Origin of the sequence: Streptomyces sp. NPDC088746, from assembly GCF_044751065.1 — a bacterium.
In the GTDB taxonomy this organism is placed as follows: Bacteria; Actinomycetota; Actinomycetes; order Streptomycetales; family Streptomycetaceae; genus Streptomyces.
Genome location: NZ_JBIVLA010000001.1, coordinates 1,303,122 through 1,315,366, shown reverse-complemented (window position 1 = coordinate 1,315,366; position 12,245 = coordinate 1,303,122). Strand labels below are relative to the sequence as shown.

Annotated in this window: 12 protein-coding genes; 7 read left to right on the top strand and 5 right to left on the bottom strand. The window is 73.0% G+C overall.

Translation table 11 applies throughout. The features are described from left to right. Positions 1–10: 10 nt before the first annotated feature. Positions 11–217 carry a DUF4287 domain-containing protein gene (locus tag ACIP63_RS06200; RefSeq protein WP_401511893.1) on the bottom strand — a complete coding sequence of 69 codons (207 nt, stop codon included), beginning with the start codon at positions 215–217 and terminating at the stop codon, positions 11–13. 217 nt (positions 218–434) lie between these two features. Between ACIP63_RS06200 and ACIP63_RS06195 the strand changes: the two genes are divergently transcribed. Genes ACIP63_RS06195 through ACIP63_RS06185 form a run of 3 tightly spaced genes read left to right on the top strand, consistent with a single transcriptional unit; the run spans position 435 to position 5,100 of the window. Beyond that, entirely contained in the window at positions 435–941 is a 507-nt protein-coding gene (locus tag ACIP63_RS06195) for a hypothetical protein (protein ID WP_401511891.1), read from the top strand. A gap of 5 nt (positions 942–946) precedes the next feature. Beyond that, positions 947–3,664: a substrate-binding domain-containing protein gene (locus tag ACIP63_RS06190; protein WP_401511889.1), complete on the top strand. Its 2,718-nt coding sequence runs from the start codon at positions 947–949 to the stop codon at positions 3,662–3,664. Beyond that, positions 3,661–5,100 (top strand): extracellular solute-binding protein, encoded by a 1,440-nt coding sequence (locus ACIP63_RS06185; protein WP_401511888.1) that lies wholly within the window; start codon positions 3,661–3,663, stop codon positions 5,098–5,100. Before ACIP63_RS06190 ends, ACIP63_RS06185 begins: the two co-directional genes overlap by 4 nt. Positions 5,101–5,121: 21 nt before the next feature. Here the strand turns inward: ACIP63_RS06185 and ACIP63_RS06180 are convergent, their stop codons facing one another. Together ACIP63_RS06180 and ACIP63_RS06175 are read right to left on the bottom strand one after the other, a co-directional pair. Continuing rightward, positions 5,122–6,129: an SEC-C domain-containing protein gene (locus tag ACIP63_RS06180; protein ID WP_401511886.1), complete on the bottom strand. Its 1,008-nt coding sequence runs from the start codon at positions 6,127–6,129 to the stop codon at positions 5,122–5,124. 156 nt (positions 6,130–6,285) lie between these two features. Next, a complete protein-coding gene (locus tag ACIP63_RS06175) occupies positions 6,286–7,692 on the bottom strand; it encodes an MFS transporter (RefSeq protein ID WP_401511884.1) in 1,407 nt (468 codons plus the stop codon). Positions 7,693–7,821: 129 nt separating this feature from the next. On the opposite strand from ACIP63_RS06175, the gene ACIP63_RS06170 reads away from it, so the two are divergent. The 4 genes from ACIP63_RS06170 (at position 7,822) to ACIP63_RS06155 (ending at position 10,573) form a co-directional block, all read left to right on the top strand. Further along, positions 7,822–8,355, top strand: coding sequence for a winged helix-turn-helix transcriptional regulator (locus tag ACIP63_RS06170; protein ID WP_401511883.1), 534 nt, complete (start codon positions 7,822–7,824; stop codon positions 8,353–8,355). A 44-nt stretch (positions 8,356–8,399) separates the two neighbouring features. Further along, positions 8,400–8,732 (top strand): DUF6412 domain-containing protein, encoded by a 333-nt coding sequence (locus ACIP63_RS06165; protein ID WP_356708434.1) that lies wholly within the window; start codon positions 8,400–8,402, stop codon positions 8,730–8,732. Between the two features lie 85 nt (positions 8,733–8,817). Then, entirely contained in the window at positions 8,818–9,588 is a 771-nt protein-coding gene (locus tag ACIP63_RS06160) for a YidC/Oxa1 family membrane protein insertase (protein WP_401511881.1), read from the top strand. A gap of 124 nt (positions 9,589–9,712) precedes the next feature. After that, positions 9,713–10,573 carry a fumarylacetoacetate hydrolase family protein gene (locus ACIP63_RS06155; protein WP_401511879.1) on the top strand — a complete coding sequence of 287 codons (861 nt, stop codon included), beginning with the start codon at positions 9,713–9,715 and terminating at the stop codon, positions 10,571–10,573. Positions 10,574–10,632: 59 nt separating this feature from the next. Here the strand turns inward: ACIP63_RS06155 and ACIP63_RS06150 are convergent, their stop codons facing one another. Both ACIP63_RS06150 and ACIP63_RS06145 read right to left on the bottom strand, forming a co-directional pair. Further along, positions 10,633–11,112: a heme-degrading domain-containing protein gene (locus ACIP63_RS06150; RefSeq protein WP_401511877.1), complete on the bottom strand. Its 480-nt coding sequence runs from the start codon at positions 11,110–11,112 to the stop codon at positions 10,633–10,635. After that, positions 11,109–12,215 (bottom strand): Gfo/Idh/MocA family oxidoreductase, encoded by a 1,107-nt coding sequence (locus tag ACIP63_RS06145; protein ID WP_401511875.1) that lies wholly within the window; start codon positions 12,213–12,215, stop codon positions 11,109–11,111. Before ACIP63_RS06145 ends, ACIP63_RS06150 begins: the two co-directional genes overlap by 4 nt. Between the last annotated feature and the right edge of the window lie 30 nt (positions 12,216–12,245).

The following is a 12,245-nucleotide window of genomic DNA, read 5'->3' as shown; positions in this document are numbered from 1 at the left end:
CCCTCCAGGCCTACTCGCCCTCCGCGAGCGTGTGCGCGACCAGGGCGTTGGCGTGGCCGTGACCCATCGAGTGCTCGGTCTTGAGCCAGGAGACGAGCTCCATGTGCCTGGTCAGGGGCGAGGAGCGGATGAGCTCCTTCCACTCCGCGACCGGGCGGCCGTACTTCTTCTCGATCGAGGGGAAGTAGCTCGCCGGGCCCTTCACTGCTTCGGTCATGGTCTCGTGTCCTGTCCGTGAATCCGTCATGGGTACGTGGTGATGCTTATGACTGCCAGCGGGCGCGGAAGTCATCGGTAGGCGTGCGACGGCCCCCGGGCGAGGCTTCAGATGAGACCGAACAAAAGGGTGCCCACTGTCAACGCCCGTGAAATACTTCTGTGTTCAGTGACCGGTCCCTTGCGGGGCGAGGGTAGCGGGTTCGATGGGGGCAGGCATGGCGGACGGGGTGGACACGGGCGTGCGGGAACAGGGGCAGGAGAGCATCGAGTTACGGATCAGCCTCAGCGGGACGCACACCCGGCGCGACGACCTCGAAGCCCTGAGCACGTGGCTGAGGAACGCGCCGGTCCTGGAGGACGCGCTGGAGCGGGACGAAGTCACCCTGGCGCGCAAGGACTCGCTCACGCAGGCCGAGGCCATGGGCGGGGAGCTGATCCAGGACATCATCCTGGTCGTCTCCGTCGAGGTGGCTCGCTCGGTGGCCGAGAACGCCTGGCGGTCCGTGGAGACCTGGCTGCGCAACCGGCGCCGGTTCGCCGATCCCGAGGAGAGGCCGCGCGTCACCCTGGACGGGCCGCCCGGGGGCGCGGGATCCGACCTGAGGCGTGACACCGACGACGACGCCGCCGGGGGCGGCTCCCGCGACGGGGGCCCGGACGCGGGGCCCGGGTCCGGTGGTCCGAACCGAACGCGCGGTGACGACGAGCCCGGAGAGGTCTAGCGGCCGTGCCGCCGTACGACGCGCGCGGCGAGGAGAACGGAGCCAAGCGTCACAGGGCCGTACTCATCGGGGTGGAGCACTACAGGGGTGCGCGGAACGACCTGCCGTCCGTCACCACGAACCTCCGCCTCATGCGCGAGGCCCTGACCGGCGAGCGCACCGGCGTGCTCGCCCCGGAGGACCTCGTCGTGGTCCCCGCGGACGGTGGCGGCCCGGACACCGCCGTCGATCCGAACGCCGCGCGCGCCGCGCTCTCCGCCGCCCGCAAGGAGGTCACCGGGCTGCTGGTGGTCTACTTCGCCGGACACGGCATCGTGCGCCCCGACGGCAGCGACCTCAACCTGATGTTCACCGACTCGGAGGTGACCAGGGACCGGCACCACCCTTTCGTCGGCGCCCTGTCCTGGGACAACGACGTCATGGGTGTCCTGCGCAACTCCCACGCCGACTGGGTCGTCGTCATCCTCGACTGCTGCTTCGCCGGTAACGCGCTCCGGTCGTTCCAGCCGGCCGTGGGACAGAATTTCGCCCTGCTCACCGCCGCCGAGCCCGGTGTGGAGGTCCCGCCCGGCGATCCCCGTACCGGTACGGAGTTCACGGCGGCCCTCCACCGGCTGCTGACCACCGCCAAGGGGGAGCCGGTCACCTTCACCCGGATCGTCGCGGGGATCCGTGAGGCGATGGCGCCCTTCAAGGCCGTCGACGGGCACCCGTGGATCCCGGACGAGCTCCGGCACGGCGACGACGTCGTGCTCGCGCTCCCCGCGGACGCGGAACGCCCGACGCCCCCGGTCCCTCCTCCGCCGGTTCCGCCGCCGCCGGACGGCGACGTGAAGCCGGACTCCGTGAAGGGGCCGTCGCGCTTCCCGGGCCGCCTGCTGCCCGGCGTGGTCAGCCGTATGACGCGTACGGCGGCCGTGATCCTGGCGGGCGTCGTCGCCCTCGCCGGGGCCGGCGCGTGGTACTTCCTGGGCGGGGCCTCGGGCGGCCCCTGCGCGTCGCCCCTGGAACTGCGCGTGCTCACCGACCCCGAGATGAAGGCCACCGTGCAGAAGGCCGCCGACGCCTACCCCAAGCGGGACGGCGGCGGCTGCCGGACCGTCGGCATCAACGTGTACGACGCCAAGGCCACCGACGCCGTGGCGGCCCTCCGGTCCTCCTCGCTCTGGCAGGAACCGCCCGCCGCCTGCCCGGCCTCCGGAGACTGCCCCCGGCCCCAGCGGGACGTCGGCGCCCAGCCGGACATCTGGATCCCGGCCGCCGACAGCGCGTGGCAGCGGGCGACGGCCGACGGAGCGGGCGGCGGCGCGGCCTCCACCGCGACAGCGACGGGGACCGACGGCGACGAGCCCGCCGCCGACGCCGGGAAGAGCGTGGTGGACCTCGACCGGCTGGGCCCCATCGCCTTCACACCGATGGTCCTCGGCGTGCCGGACACCATGCGTCTGGCGCAGTCCCTGCAGACCGACGATCCGCTCGACGCGATCGTCGCCGGGCTGAAGAAGGACCAGACGGTCGAGATCCTGCGTCCCGACCCCGAGGACACCGAAGGAGCCCTGCTGGCGACCGACGCGCTCTACGCCTCCTCCGGCTCCGGGAGCGTCGGCACGCTCGAACAGAGGATGTCCCAGGTGCTGCGGCCCATGCCCTCCACCGCACGGGAACTCATGTGCGTACTGGCCGACGGCGCCCACAACGACCTGGAGGACCGGGCGGCCGTCCTCGTGCCGGAGCAGACCCTGGCGCAGTTCAACCTGTCGGCGGGCGAGCCGGGCAGGCCCGGCTGCGCAACCGAGGCGCTGGCGCACCGGGTGGCCCACTACCCCTCCGACGTGCCGATGCTGGACCTCCCCTTCGTCCGGGTCACCTGGGACGGGGCCGACCGGGACGCCGCCGCCCGCAAGGCCGCCGTCGAGGACTTCTACGACTGGCTGGTCACGGACGAGGACGCGCGGAAGTCCTTCACCGACGACGGTTTCCGGGGCGTCGAGAAGGGCGCCCCGGCTCCGCCCGAGGACGGCTCGGTGCTGAGCAAGGAGGACAACACGTCGGCCGTACGCGAACAGGTCCCGCAGACCGGCCCGGGAACCGACGTCTCCACGTCGCTGACCGGCACCCTGGACCGCTACCGGGGGGCGCTCGGGCCGGGCCGGGTGCTCTATCTCCTCGACAACTCGACCTCGATGGCCGACAAACGGGTCTGGGACGGCACCGGCGGGGCCAAGGAACTGGTGGCCCGTTCGATGAGCTCCCTGGGCGCCGGGGACTCGTACGGGGTGCGGATGACGGCCGTCGACGAGGGGAAGGCGGCCACGGACCTCGTCCCGTTCGGGGCGAACACCAGGGCCGGTGCGCAGAAGGCCGTCGCCGGCGCGGGGACCGCGGCCTTCGACGCCCGCATCGCGGCGGGCGTGCGCGAGGCGCTCAGCACCCTGCGTGGCTCCCCCGAGGCGGAGCGGCCCCGGCTCCTCGTCCTGGTCACCGACGGCGAGGACTTCGAGGACGTGAAGGAGAAGGAACAGCAGCGGCTGGTCGAAGAGGCGGGTAAAGCCCCGCTGGTCAGGATCGTGACGGTCTCGCTCCAGGACGGCGCCTGCACACCCGGCCGGTTCGGCGAGCGGCTCGCGGAGGCGAGCGGTGGCCGCTGCCTGGACCCCGCCGACGACATCGCGGTGGAACTGGCGGCGGAGGTCGCCAGGACCGGTACGGGGGACGCGGAATGACCCACGGCGACCGCCGCACCAGCCGCCGGAGGGCCAGGACGGGCGTCGCCCTGGCCTGTCTGCTCGCGCTCGTCTCCGCCGCCTGTACGGGAGGGCCCGGGGACACGCCGCAGGACGGCAAGGAGGAGCCGGCGCAAGGCCCCATCGTCGTCGCCAGCGGGCTGGACGTCACCGGCTCCGGCAGCGTGCGGCAGCAGCTCGTGGAGGAGTGGAACCGCCTCCACGCCGGGTCGAAGGACGAGCAGGCCAAGCTCGTCGAGCTGCCCGGCGGCGCCGACCAGCAGCGCAGCCAGCTCCTCGGCGCCCTCCAGTCCGGCAGCGCCCGCTACGACGTGGTGAACCTCGACATCACCTGGATCCCGGAATTCGCCGAGGCCGGACTCATCCGCCCGATGCCCGTCGAGGAATCCGGCGCCGCCGCCGAGGACGACCTCGACTTCATCCGGCAGGTCCACGCCACCACCGTCTGGAAGGGCCGCTCCTACGCCCGGCCGTTCAACACCGACGTGGGCCTCCTCTACTACCGGCCCGACCTCCTGACGGAGGCCGACATCAAGGCGGACAAGCAGCCCAACGCCCACTGGACGTGGGACCAGCTCTACTCCTCCGTCAAGACTCTCGGGCTGAACCCGGTCCGGCGTGACGAACTGGCGGGCTGGACGACGCAGTTGAAGCAGTACGAGGGGCTGACCGTCAACGCGGTCGAGGCGTTCGCCGACGCCGAGGTCGCACTCACGGACAGCGAGGGGAAGTACAGCTCGAACGCCGGAGAGCTGAAGAAGGGGCTCGACGCGCTCCTCGACCGCGTCGACCGGGGCCGCGTCCAGCCCGCCGCGCTCACCTCCGACGAGACGGCGTCCCTCACCGACTTCGCCGAGGGACGCGCCGTCTTCCTGCGCCACTGGCCGTACGCGTACGGGGCCCTGGGGAGCCTGATGAACCCGCGGGACTACGCCGTGAACCGGCTCCCGGGGAAGGCCGTGCTCGGCGGGCAGAACCTCGCCGTCACCGCCGACTCGCCCCGCGCCGAGAACGCCCGCGAGCTCATCACCTTCCTCACCTCGCGGGAGAGCGAACGCTGCCTGCTCGACGCCGGCTTCGCTGCGACCAGGGCCTCCGTCTACGGCAGCGCCGCGAAGCCCTGCTGGCCCCGGGTCGCCGCCGCGCTCCGGCCGGCGGGGGACGCGCCGAAGGCGGCGGCCACGGGGGAGGGGACTCCGAAGGGGCAGGGGGCGCAGGCGCGCGCCACGTACATCCGGATCCTCGGCACGGCGCTGACCGAGGCGGTGCAGCGCCCGCGCACCCCCTACTACGGCGCGTTCACCCAGGTCCTGCAGTCCCATGTGCACGCGCTGCTGGCCGCCGAGCGGCCCGACACCGACGAGGCCGCCGGGAAGCTCGACCAGGAGCTGCGGGACGTGTTCGCGGGGAAGTAGGGGAGCCCCCGGGCCGGCCCCTCAGTCCGCCCCGTGGCACTCGCGGTACGGACGCCCCGAGCCGCACCAGCACGCCGCGCTCCGCGCCGGGGGCCACGGGACGGCCCGGCCGCGGGCCGCCAGCGTCGTGGCGTACTGGGGGAGCAGGTCGGGGTCGGACGGGGACGCGGCCTCCGACGCGGCGAACGCCTCGTAGGAGGGGACCGTGCCCGTCACGATGCCGAGATTCGGCGTGCCCGTGGCGTGCAGATCCCGCAACGCCGCCTCCAGGCGCGCCAGATGGTCCTGGTGCGAGAGGTACTCCTGGGCCAGCTCCGGGTAGGCCGTGAGGAGTTCGCGCAGCTCGCCCTCGGGCCAGTGCAGCACCGCGACGGGGAACGGGCGGGACAACGCGCTCCGGTAGGTGCCCAGTTCGGCGCGGAGCCGGTTGATCTCCGCCTGCAGCTCGCCCGGGTCCGAGGAGCCGAGGGACCACAGACGCTTCGGGTCGTGCAGCTCGTCGAGGGGGACGGCGGCCGTGTGCAGCGCGTCGGCCAGCTCGTCCCACGCGTCGTGGGCGACGCCCATGAGCCTGCGCACCCGGTGCCGCCCGGTCACCAGTGACTGGGTGGCGTACGGGACTTCCTCGCCCGGCGCGAGGAGCAGCGTCAGCGCGGTCGAGAAGAAGTCGTGGGCCGCCTCCAGCTCGTCGTGCGCTTCGAGCGTCTCCGCGGCGATCTCCCACGGTGCCGCGTCGAGCGGGCCGGCGGCGCGGATGCCGTCGATGATCGCGCGGGCCTCCGCCTCGTGGCCGTACTCCCAGAGGTTGGACGCCTTGAGTGCTTTGACCAGATGCGGGTGATCGATGGTGGTCTCGGTGGAGCCGAGCAGTTCGTCGTAGAGGGTGCTCGCGCGGGCGCGCTCACCGGCGAGCTCCAGATGGGCCGCGGCCTGGAGGAACAGCGGTTCGTGGTCCTCGGGATACTGCGCCGCGGTGCGCAGCAGGCGCTCGGCTTCGGCGATGTGGTCGGCAGGCGTGTCGGGGCGCATGGACCACACGGTACTGCGGGTCGGGTGCGAGGTGAGAGGGCGCGGGCCGGAGTGCTGGTGAAGGCCGGAGGGCGGCGGGGAGAACGCCCGGTGCCCGCTCCGGCCGGGGGAGGGCGCCAGGGGCGCTCCCGAGCGTGGCCGGTCGCCGGGAGGGCCTCAGCGGCGCTCCCGCAGGAGGAGGACGCCCACCGTGGCCGCGAGCGCCATGGCGGCGGACAGCAGCACCGCCCCGTCCGCGCCGGCCGGAGTCGTCGCCACCGCGATCGTCACGGCGACACCGGCCGAGGAGCCGAGGTAGCGGGCGGTGTTGTTGGCGCCGGATCCCATGGCCGCCCGCTCCGGCGGCACCGACTCGACGGCGAGCCGGGGCAGCGCCGCGTTGATCAGCCCGCTGCCCGCGCCGGCCACGATCAGGGCAGGGACGAGACGCGCACACACCGATGGCTCCGTGCCACCCGCCGCGCCGGTCAGGAGCCCCAGCATCGGCAGCACCGCCACCGCGTGCAGCGCGAAGCCGGCCGCCAGCTGGTGCCTGGCCGTGATCCGGCCGGTCAGCCGCCGTGCCTGGAGGGCCACCACGAACGACGTGCCGGACCAGAGCAGGAACAGCCAGGCCGAGTCCAGGGCGGACAGCGAGAGGGCGTGCTGGAGCAGGGTCGGCAGATAGCTGAACAGTCCGATCACCGAGAGCCCGGTGAACAGGCCGCCCACCGCCGACGCCAGGAAGGCGCGGCTGCGGAAGAGGGCCAGGTCGATCAGCGGGGCCACCGCCCGGCGCTCCACCCCGGCGAACACGGCGGTCAGCGTCAGCGCCGCGAGCAGCAGCAGGCCGACCGGTGCGCGCAGCCAGCCGTCCCGGCCGAGCGTCAGGGCGGTCAGCAGCGCGGTCATCGCCAGACCGAGCGCGGCGGCGCCCGCCAGGTCGGGGCGGCCGGCGCGGGGTGCGCGGGACTCCGTGAGGACCCGGAAGGCGAAGGCCCCGGTGACGAGGGCGCCGAGCCCCAGGGCGAGATACGTCAGCCGCCAGTCCACGGCGGAGAGAGCGCTCGCGAGCAGCGGGCCGAGCGCGATCCCGGCGCTCACGAACGCTCCCCACACCCCCATCGCCTTGATCCGCGCGTGCCCGGCCGGGTAGGCCCCGACCAGCAGCCCCAGGCCGGTGGCGAGGATCGCCGCACTCGCGGCGCCCTGGGCTGCCCGGGCGAGGGTGAAGCCGACGGTGCCCGTGGCGAGGGCGCCGAGCGCCGTGGTGACGCCGAGGCCGAGGGTGCCGATCAGGAAGAGCCTGCGGCGCCCGAAGTCGTCGGCGAGGCTGCCGGCGACGAGCAGCAGCACGGCGAGGCCGAGCGGGGCCCCGTTGAGCAGCCAGGCCTGGGCGGCCGGAGGGGTCGCGAAGGCGCCGGAGAGGGCGGGGAGCGTCGTCATCGGCGCCGTGTAGTTCATCAGGGCGACGGCGGTGGCCGCGCTGGTGACGGCGAGAGTCGCGCCGGGCCGGTGCGCCGGGCGGGAACGCGCCGGCTGTCCCAGGTCGGCCGGGGCGGTCTGTACGGGCTGCTGGGTCATGACGTCCCTCCGGGGATCGGCCGGCCTGGGGCCCAGGTCCGCGCCTAAGGTTCGGTGAATGAACCTACTGGGGCGGCAGGCTAGCACGGGTAGGTTCGTTCACTGAACCGAAGGGGTAAAGTGGGGGCCATGGCTCTCGGCAAGGACTACGCGGCCCAGCAGTGCTCGATCGCCCGCGCTCTCGAGGTGATCGGCGAGCGCTGGACCCTGCTCGTCGTCCGCGACGCCCTCTACGGGGTCCGCCGCTACAACGACTTCCTCATCCACCTCGGCATCCCGCGCGCCGTCCTCGCCTCCCGCCTCCAGGCGCTCACCGAGGCCGGCGTCCTGGCCAGGCGGCGCTACCAGGAGTCACCCCCGCGCGACGAGTACGTCCTCACCGACAGGGGCAAGGCCCTCTGGCCCACCGTGCGCTCCCTCGGCCTCTGGGGCCGTGAGCACATCGAGGGCTCGGCGCCCCTGCGCCTCTTCTTCCACGCCACCTGCGACAGCGAGCTCGGGGCCTACGGCCAGTGCGCGGCCTGCGGCAACATCGGTGTGCCGCTCGATGACGTGGAGATGCGGCCCGGTCCGGGACTGGACCCCGACCCCGCCGACCCCGTCAGCCGCGCCCTGCTCGCCCCCCGCCGGCTCCTTCAGCCGCTGGACACCGATCGTGTATAACGGCTGAAGGACGCGTACGAGCGCGAAGCGACAGGGGAGGGCCGATGAACGACGACATGAACCGTGTACGCCGTGCGGTCGCCCGCCTCCTCCGCCCCGCCGCCTTCCTCGTCCTGTTCCTCACCGAGGTCCTCCTCGCCGAGGGCGGCAGCCTCTCCGCCGCCGTCGCGCTCGCCGCCACCGCGGCCGCCGGCTCGGCGCTCCTCGTCTGCTCCGTCATCAGCGCCCGCTGCGCCGCCCCCGTACCCCGTACGAGAGTGCGCACCGCCATGCGCGACCGCGAGAAGCGCACCGCGTTCCTCCCGCAGCGTGACCCCGACGCCCGGGGCCGCACCAGGCCCCGAGCTCCCGGGGCCGCCCTCCTGACGGCCGCGTAGAGGGCACACCTCCACCACCCCTGCGCGGGTCGTCCTGCCGAGTCATTCACTCCCCGGCACGACGAGACCCCCGGAGGGCTCACCCATGTCCGCGTTCATGTCCGCTTTCGCGAGCCTGGTCGGCGCATTCGCCGATCTGCTCCAGCCCCTCTTCCAGGGCGCGTCCACCGCCGCCGCGATCGTCCTCTTCACCGCGCTCGTACGGCTCGCCGTCCACCCCCTCTCGCGGGCGGCGGCGCGCGGGCAGAAGGCCCGCACCAAGCTCCAGCCGCAGATCGCCGAACTGCGCAAGAAGCACGCCAAGAACCCCGACCGGATGCAGAAGGCGCTCATGGAGCTCCACGCGAAGGAGAAGGTCTCACCGCTCTCCGGCTGCCTCCCGAGCCTGCTCCAGATGCCCGCCTTCTTCCTGCTCTACCACCTCTTCTCCAGCCAGAGGATCGGCGGCGACCCCAACTCGCTGCTCGGCCACGAACTCTTCGGAGCCCCGCTCGGCGAGCGCTGGCACGACGCGCTGGCCGACGGCGGCCCCTTCGGCCAGCAGGGGATGGTCTACCTCGGGCTCTTCGTGATCGTCGCCGCCGTCGCCACCTTCAACTACGGACGCACCAAGCGGCAGATGGCCGCCAACCCGATGACCCCGGCCACCGGCCCGGACGGACAGCCCGTGCCCGGCATGGGCGCGATGACGAAGGTCATGCCGCTGATGTCCTTCCTGACCCTCGTCTCCGTCGCCTACGTGCCGCTCGCGGCGGCCCTGTACATCGTCACGAGCACCACCTGGACCGCGATCGAGCGCGCCTACCTCTACCGGGAGACCCCGGCCGCCGAGGCCGCGGTCGCCCCCGCCGTGTAGGGGCGCGGGTCCAGTGTGTGAACAGGGTCTTGCGGAGTGATCCGATGTCTTGGAGGATCGACCGAGCCTTTCGCTGGCCGCAACCCACCGACGGGCTCGATCGCGACCAAGGGGAGATGGACCGTTGAAGCTTCTTCGAGTGGGTACGGCGGGCTCCGAACGGCCCGCGCTGCTGGACCGGAACGGGACTTTGCGTGACCTTTCCGGCCTCGTCACCGACATCGACGGCGAGCTCCTCGCCGACGCCTCGGCGCTGGCACGCGTACGGGAAGCGGCACAGACGCCCGACGTCCTGCCCCCGCTCGACGCGGAAGGCCTGCGGGTCGGGCCGCCTCTCGGGCGGATCGGCAAGATCGTGTGCATCGGGCTGAACTACCACGACCACGCGGCCGAGACCGGGGCGGCGATCCCCGAAGAGCCGATCCTGTTCTTCAAGGCCCCCGACACCGTCGTCGGCCCTGAGGACACGGTGCTGGTGCCGCGCGGCAGCCGGAAGACCGACTGGGAGGTCGAGCTCGCCGTCGTGATCGGCCGCACCGCCCGCTACCTGGACTCCGCCGAGGAGGCGCTCGGCCACGTCGCCGGATACGCGACCTCGCACGACGTCTCCGAGCGCGAGTTCCAGATCGAGCGCGGCGGCACCTGGGACAAGGGCAAGAACTGCGAGACCTTCAACCCGCTGGGCCCCTGGCTCGTCACGGCGGACGAGGTGCCCGACCCGCAGGCACTGCCGCTCAGGCTGTGGGTCAACGGCGAGCTGAAGCAGGACGGCACCACCGCCGAGCAGATCTTCCCGGTCGGCGAGGTCGTGCGCTATCTGAGCCACTTCATGACGCTCTACCCGGGCGACGTCATCAACACCGGCACCCCGGCGGGCGTCGCCATGGGCCGGCCCGAGCCCAAGCCGTATCTCCGGGCGGGCGACGTGGTGGAGCTGGAGGTCGAGGGACTGGGCCGCCAGCGCCAGGAGCTCAAGGACGCGTAGGCGACGGGTTCGGGGCGGGTTTCGCCGGGATCACCCGGCGGACCCGCCCCGCACCGCTGTCAGGCCTGGGGGCGCGTCGTGAACTGCTCCAGGGCCTCCACGACCAGGGCGTGGTCCTCGGCCTGCGGCAGCCCCGACACCGTGACCGAGCCGATCACGCCGGCACCCTCCACCGCGATCGGGAACGACCCGCCGTGCGCGGCGTACGTGTCCGGGTCCAGCCGCGAGGACTCCTCGAACGTGGTGCCCTTCGCCCGGAACCGCGTACCGACCAGGTAGGAGCTCTCCCCGTACCGCTCCACCACCTTCCGCTTACGCTCGATCCAGGCGTCGTTGTCCGCACTCGAACCCGGCAGCGCGGCGTGGAACAGCTGCTGGCCGCCCCGCCGGATGTCGATCGCGACCGGGGCGTGCCGCTCACGGGCCAGCGCGACCAGCAGGCCGCCCAGCGCGTACGCGTCGTCGTAGCCGAAACGCGGCAGCGTCAGACGCCGCTCCTGCGCGATCAGCTCGGAGATGGTCGGAGCGCTGGGGCTCATGCGTGCTGCTCCTCGTCGTGGTGGGGCAGAAGCGTCACGGACACGCCCTCACGGGCCGAGCGCCGTGCCGCCTCCAGGACATCCAGTGCGGCGGCGGCCTGCAGAGCCGTCACCGGGTTCTCCCCCTTGCCGCGCAGGGCCGAGACCACGGCGGCGTAGTACGCGGGATAGTCGCCAGGCAGCGTGCGGACCGGGTCGCCGCCGCCGGTCAGCGGGGACTCACCGGAACCGATCCGCCCCCACACCTCCTCCGGCTCCTCGCCCCACGGCGCGTCGGCCCCCGGACGCGCGCCCTCACGCAGCGCGGCCTCCTGCGGGTCCAGGCCGTACTTCACATAGCCCGCCTTCGAGCCGAGCACCCGGAAACGCGGGCCGAGCTGGGCCGTGGTGGCGCTCATGTAGAGGTGCGAGCGCACCCCGTCGCGGTGCGTGATCGCGATGAAGGTGTCGTCGTCGGCCGCCGCACCCGGGCGGCGCACGTCGGACTCCGCGTACACCTGCACCGCGGGCCCGAACAGCGTGAGCGCCTGGTCGACGACGTGGCTGCCCAGGTCGTACAGCAGCCCGCCGATCTCCTCCGGGTCACCCGACTCGCGCCAGCCGCCCTTCAGCTGCGGACGCCACCGCTCGAAGCGGGACTCGAAGCGCTGCACCTCACCGAGCTCGCCCTCCTCGATCAGGCCGGTCAGCGTGAGGAAGTCGTTGTCCCAGCGGCGGTTCTGGAAGACCGAGAGCAGCAGCCCCCGCTCCCCGGCCAGCGCGGCCAGCTCACGGGCCTCGGCGGCCGTGCCGGCGAGCGGCTTGTCCACGACCACCGGCAGCCCCGCCTCCAGCGCCGCCCGCGCGAGCGGGACGTGCGTCTTGTTCGGCGAGGCGATCACGATCAGGTCCAGCTCGTCCGCGCGCGGCCACAGCTCGTCGGACGAGGCCGCGAACCGCACGCCGGGGAACTCGGCGCGGGCCTGCGCCTGCCGCTCCTCGTTCGACGTGACGACCGTGTCGAGGACGAGGCCCTCGGTCGCGGCGACCAGCGGGGCGTGGAAGACGGAACCCGCCAGGCCGTAGCCGACGAGCCCGACGCGGAGAGGAGCGTTGGCAGTCATGCGATCCACTTAAGCAACGCTGTTGCCAAA

Excerpts from the sequence above, each read along its gene's own strand:
- ACIP63_RS06200 (WP_401511893.1), bottom strand. The coding sequence starts at position 217 with ATGACCGAAGCAGTGAAGGGCCCGGCGAGCTACTTCCCCTCGATCGAG.
- ACIP63_RS06195 (WP_401511891.1), top strand. The coding sequence starts at position 435 with ATGGCGGACGGGGTGGACACGGGCGTGCGGGAACAGGGGCAGGAGAGC.
- ACIP63_RS06185 (WP_401511888.1), top strand. The coding sequence starts at position 3,661 with ATGACCCACGGCGACCGCCGCACCAGCCGCCGGAGGGCCAGGACGGGC.
- ACIP63_RS06180 (WP_401511886.1), bottom strand. The coding sequence starts at position 6,129 with ATGCGCCCCGACACGCCTGCCGACCACATCGCCGAAGCCGAGCGCCTG.
- ACIP63_RS06175 (WP_401511884.1), bottom strand. The coding sequence starts at position 7,692 with ATGACCCAGCAGCCCGTACAGACCGCCCCGGCCGACCTGGGACAGCCG.
- ACIP63_RS06170 (WP_401511883.1), top strand. The coding sequence starts at position 7,822 with ATGGCTCTCGGCAAGGACTACGCGGCCCAGCAGTGCTCGATCGCCCGC.
- ACIP63_RS06165 (WP_356708434.1), top strand. The coding sequence starts at position 8,400 with ATGAACGACGACATGAACCGTGTACGCCGTGCGGTCGCCCGCCTCCTC.
- ACIP63_RS06160 (WP_401511881.1), top strand. The coding sequence starts at position 8,818 with ATGTCCGCGTTCATGTCCGCTTTCGCGAGCCTGGTCGGCGCATTCGCC.
- ACIP63_RS06150 (WP_401511877.1), bottom strand. The coding sequence starts at position 11,112 with ATGAGCCCCAGCGCTCCGACCATCTCCGAGCTGATCGCGCAGGAGCGG.
- ACIP63_RS06145 (WP_401511875.1), bottom strand. The coding sequence starts at position 12,215 with ATGACTGCCAACGCTCCTCTCCGCGTCGGGCTCGTCGGCTACGGCCTG.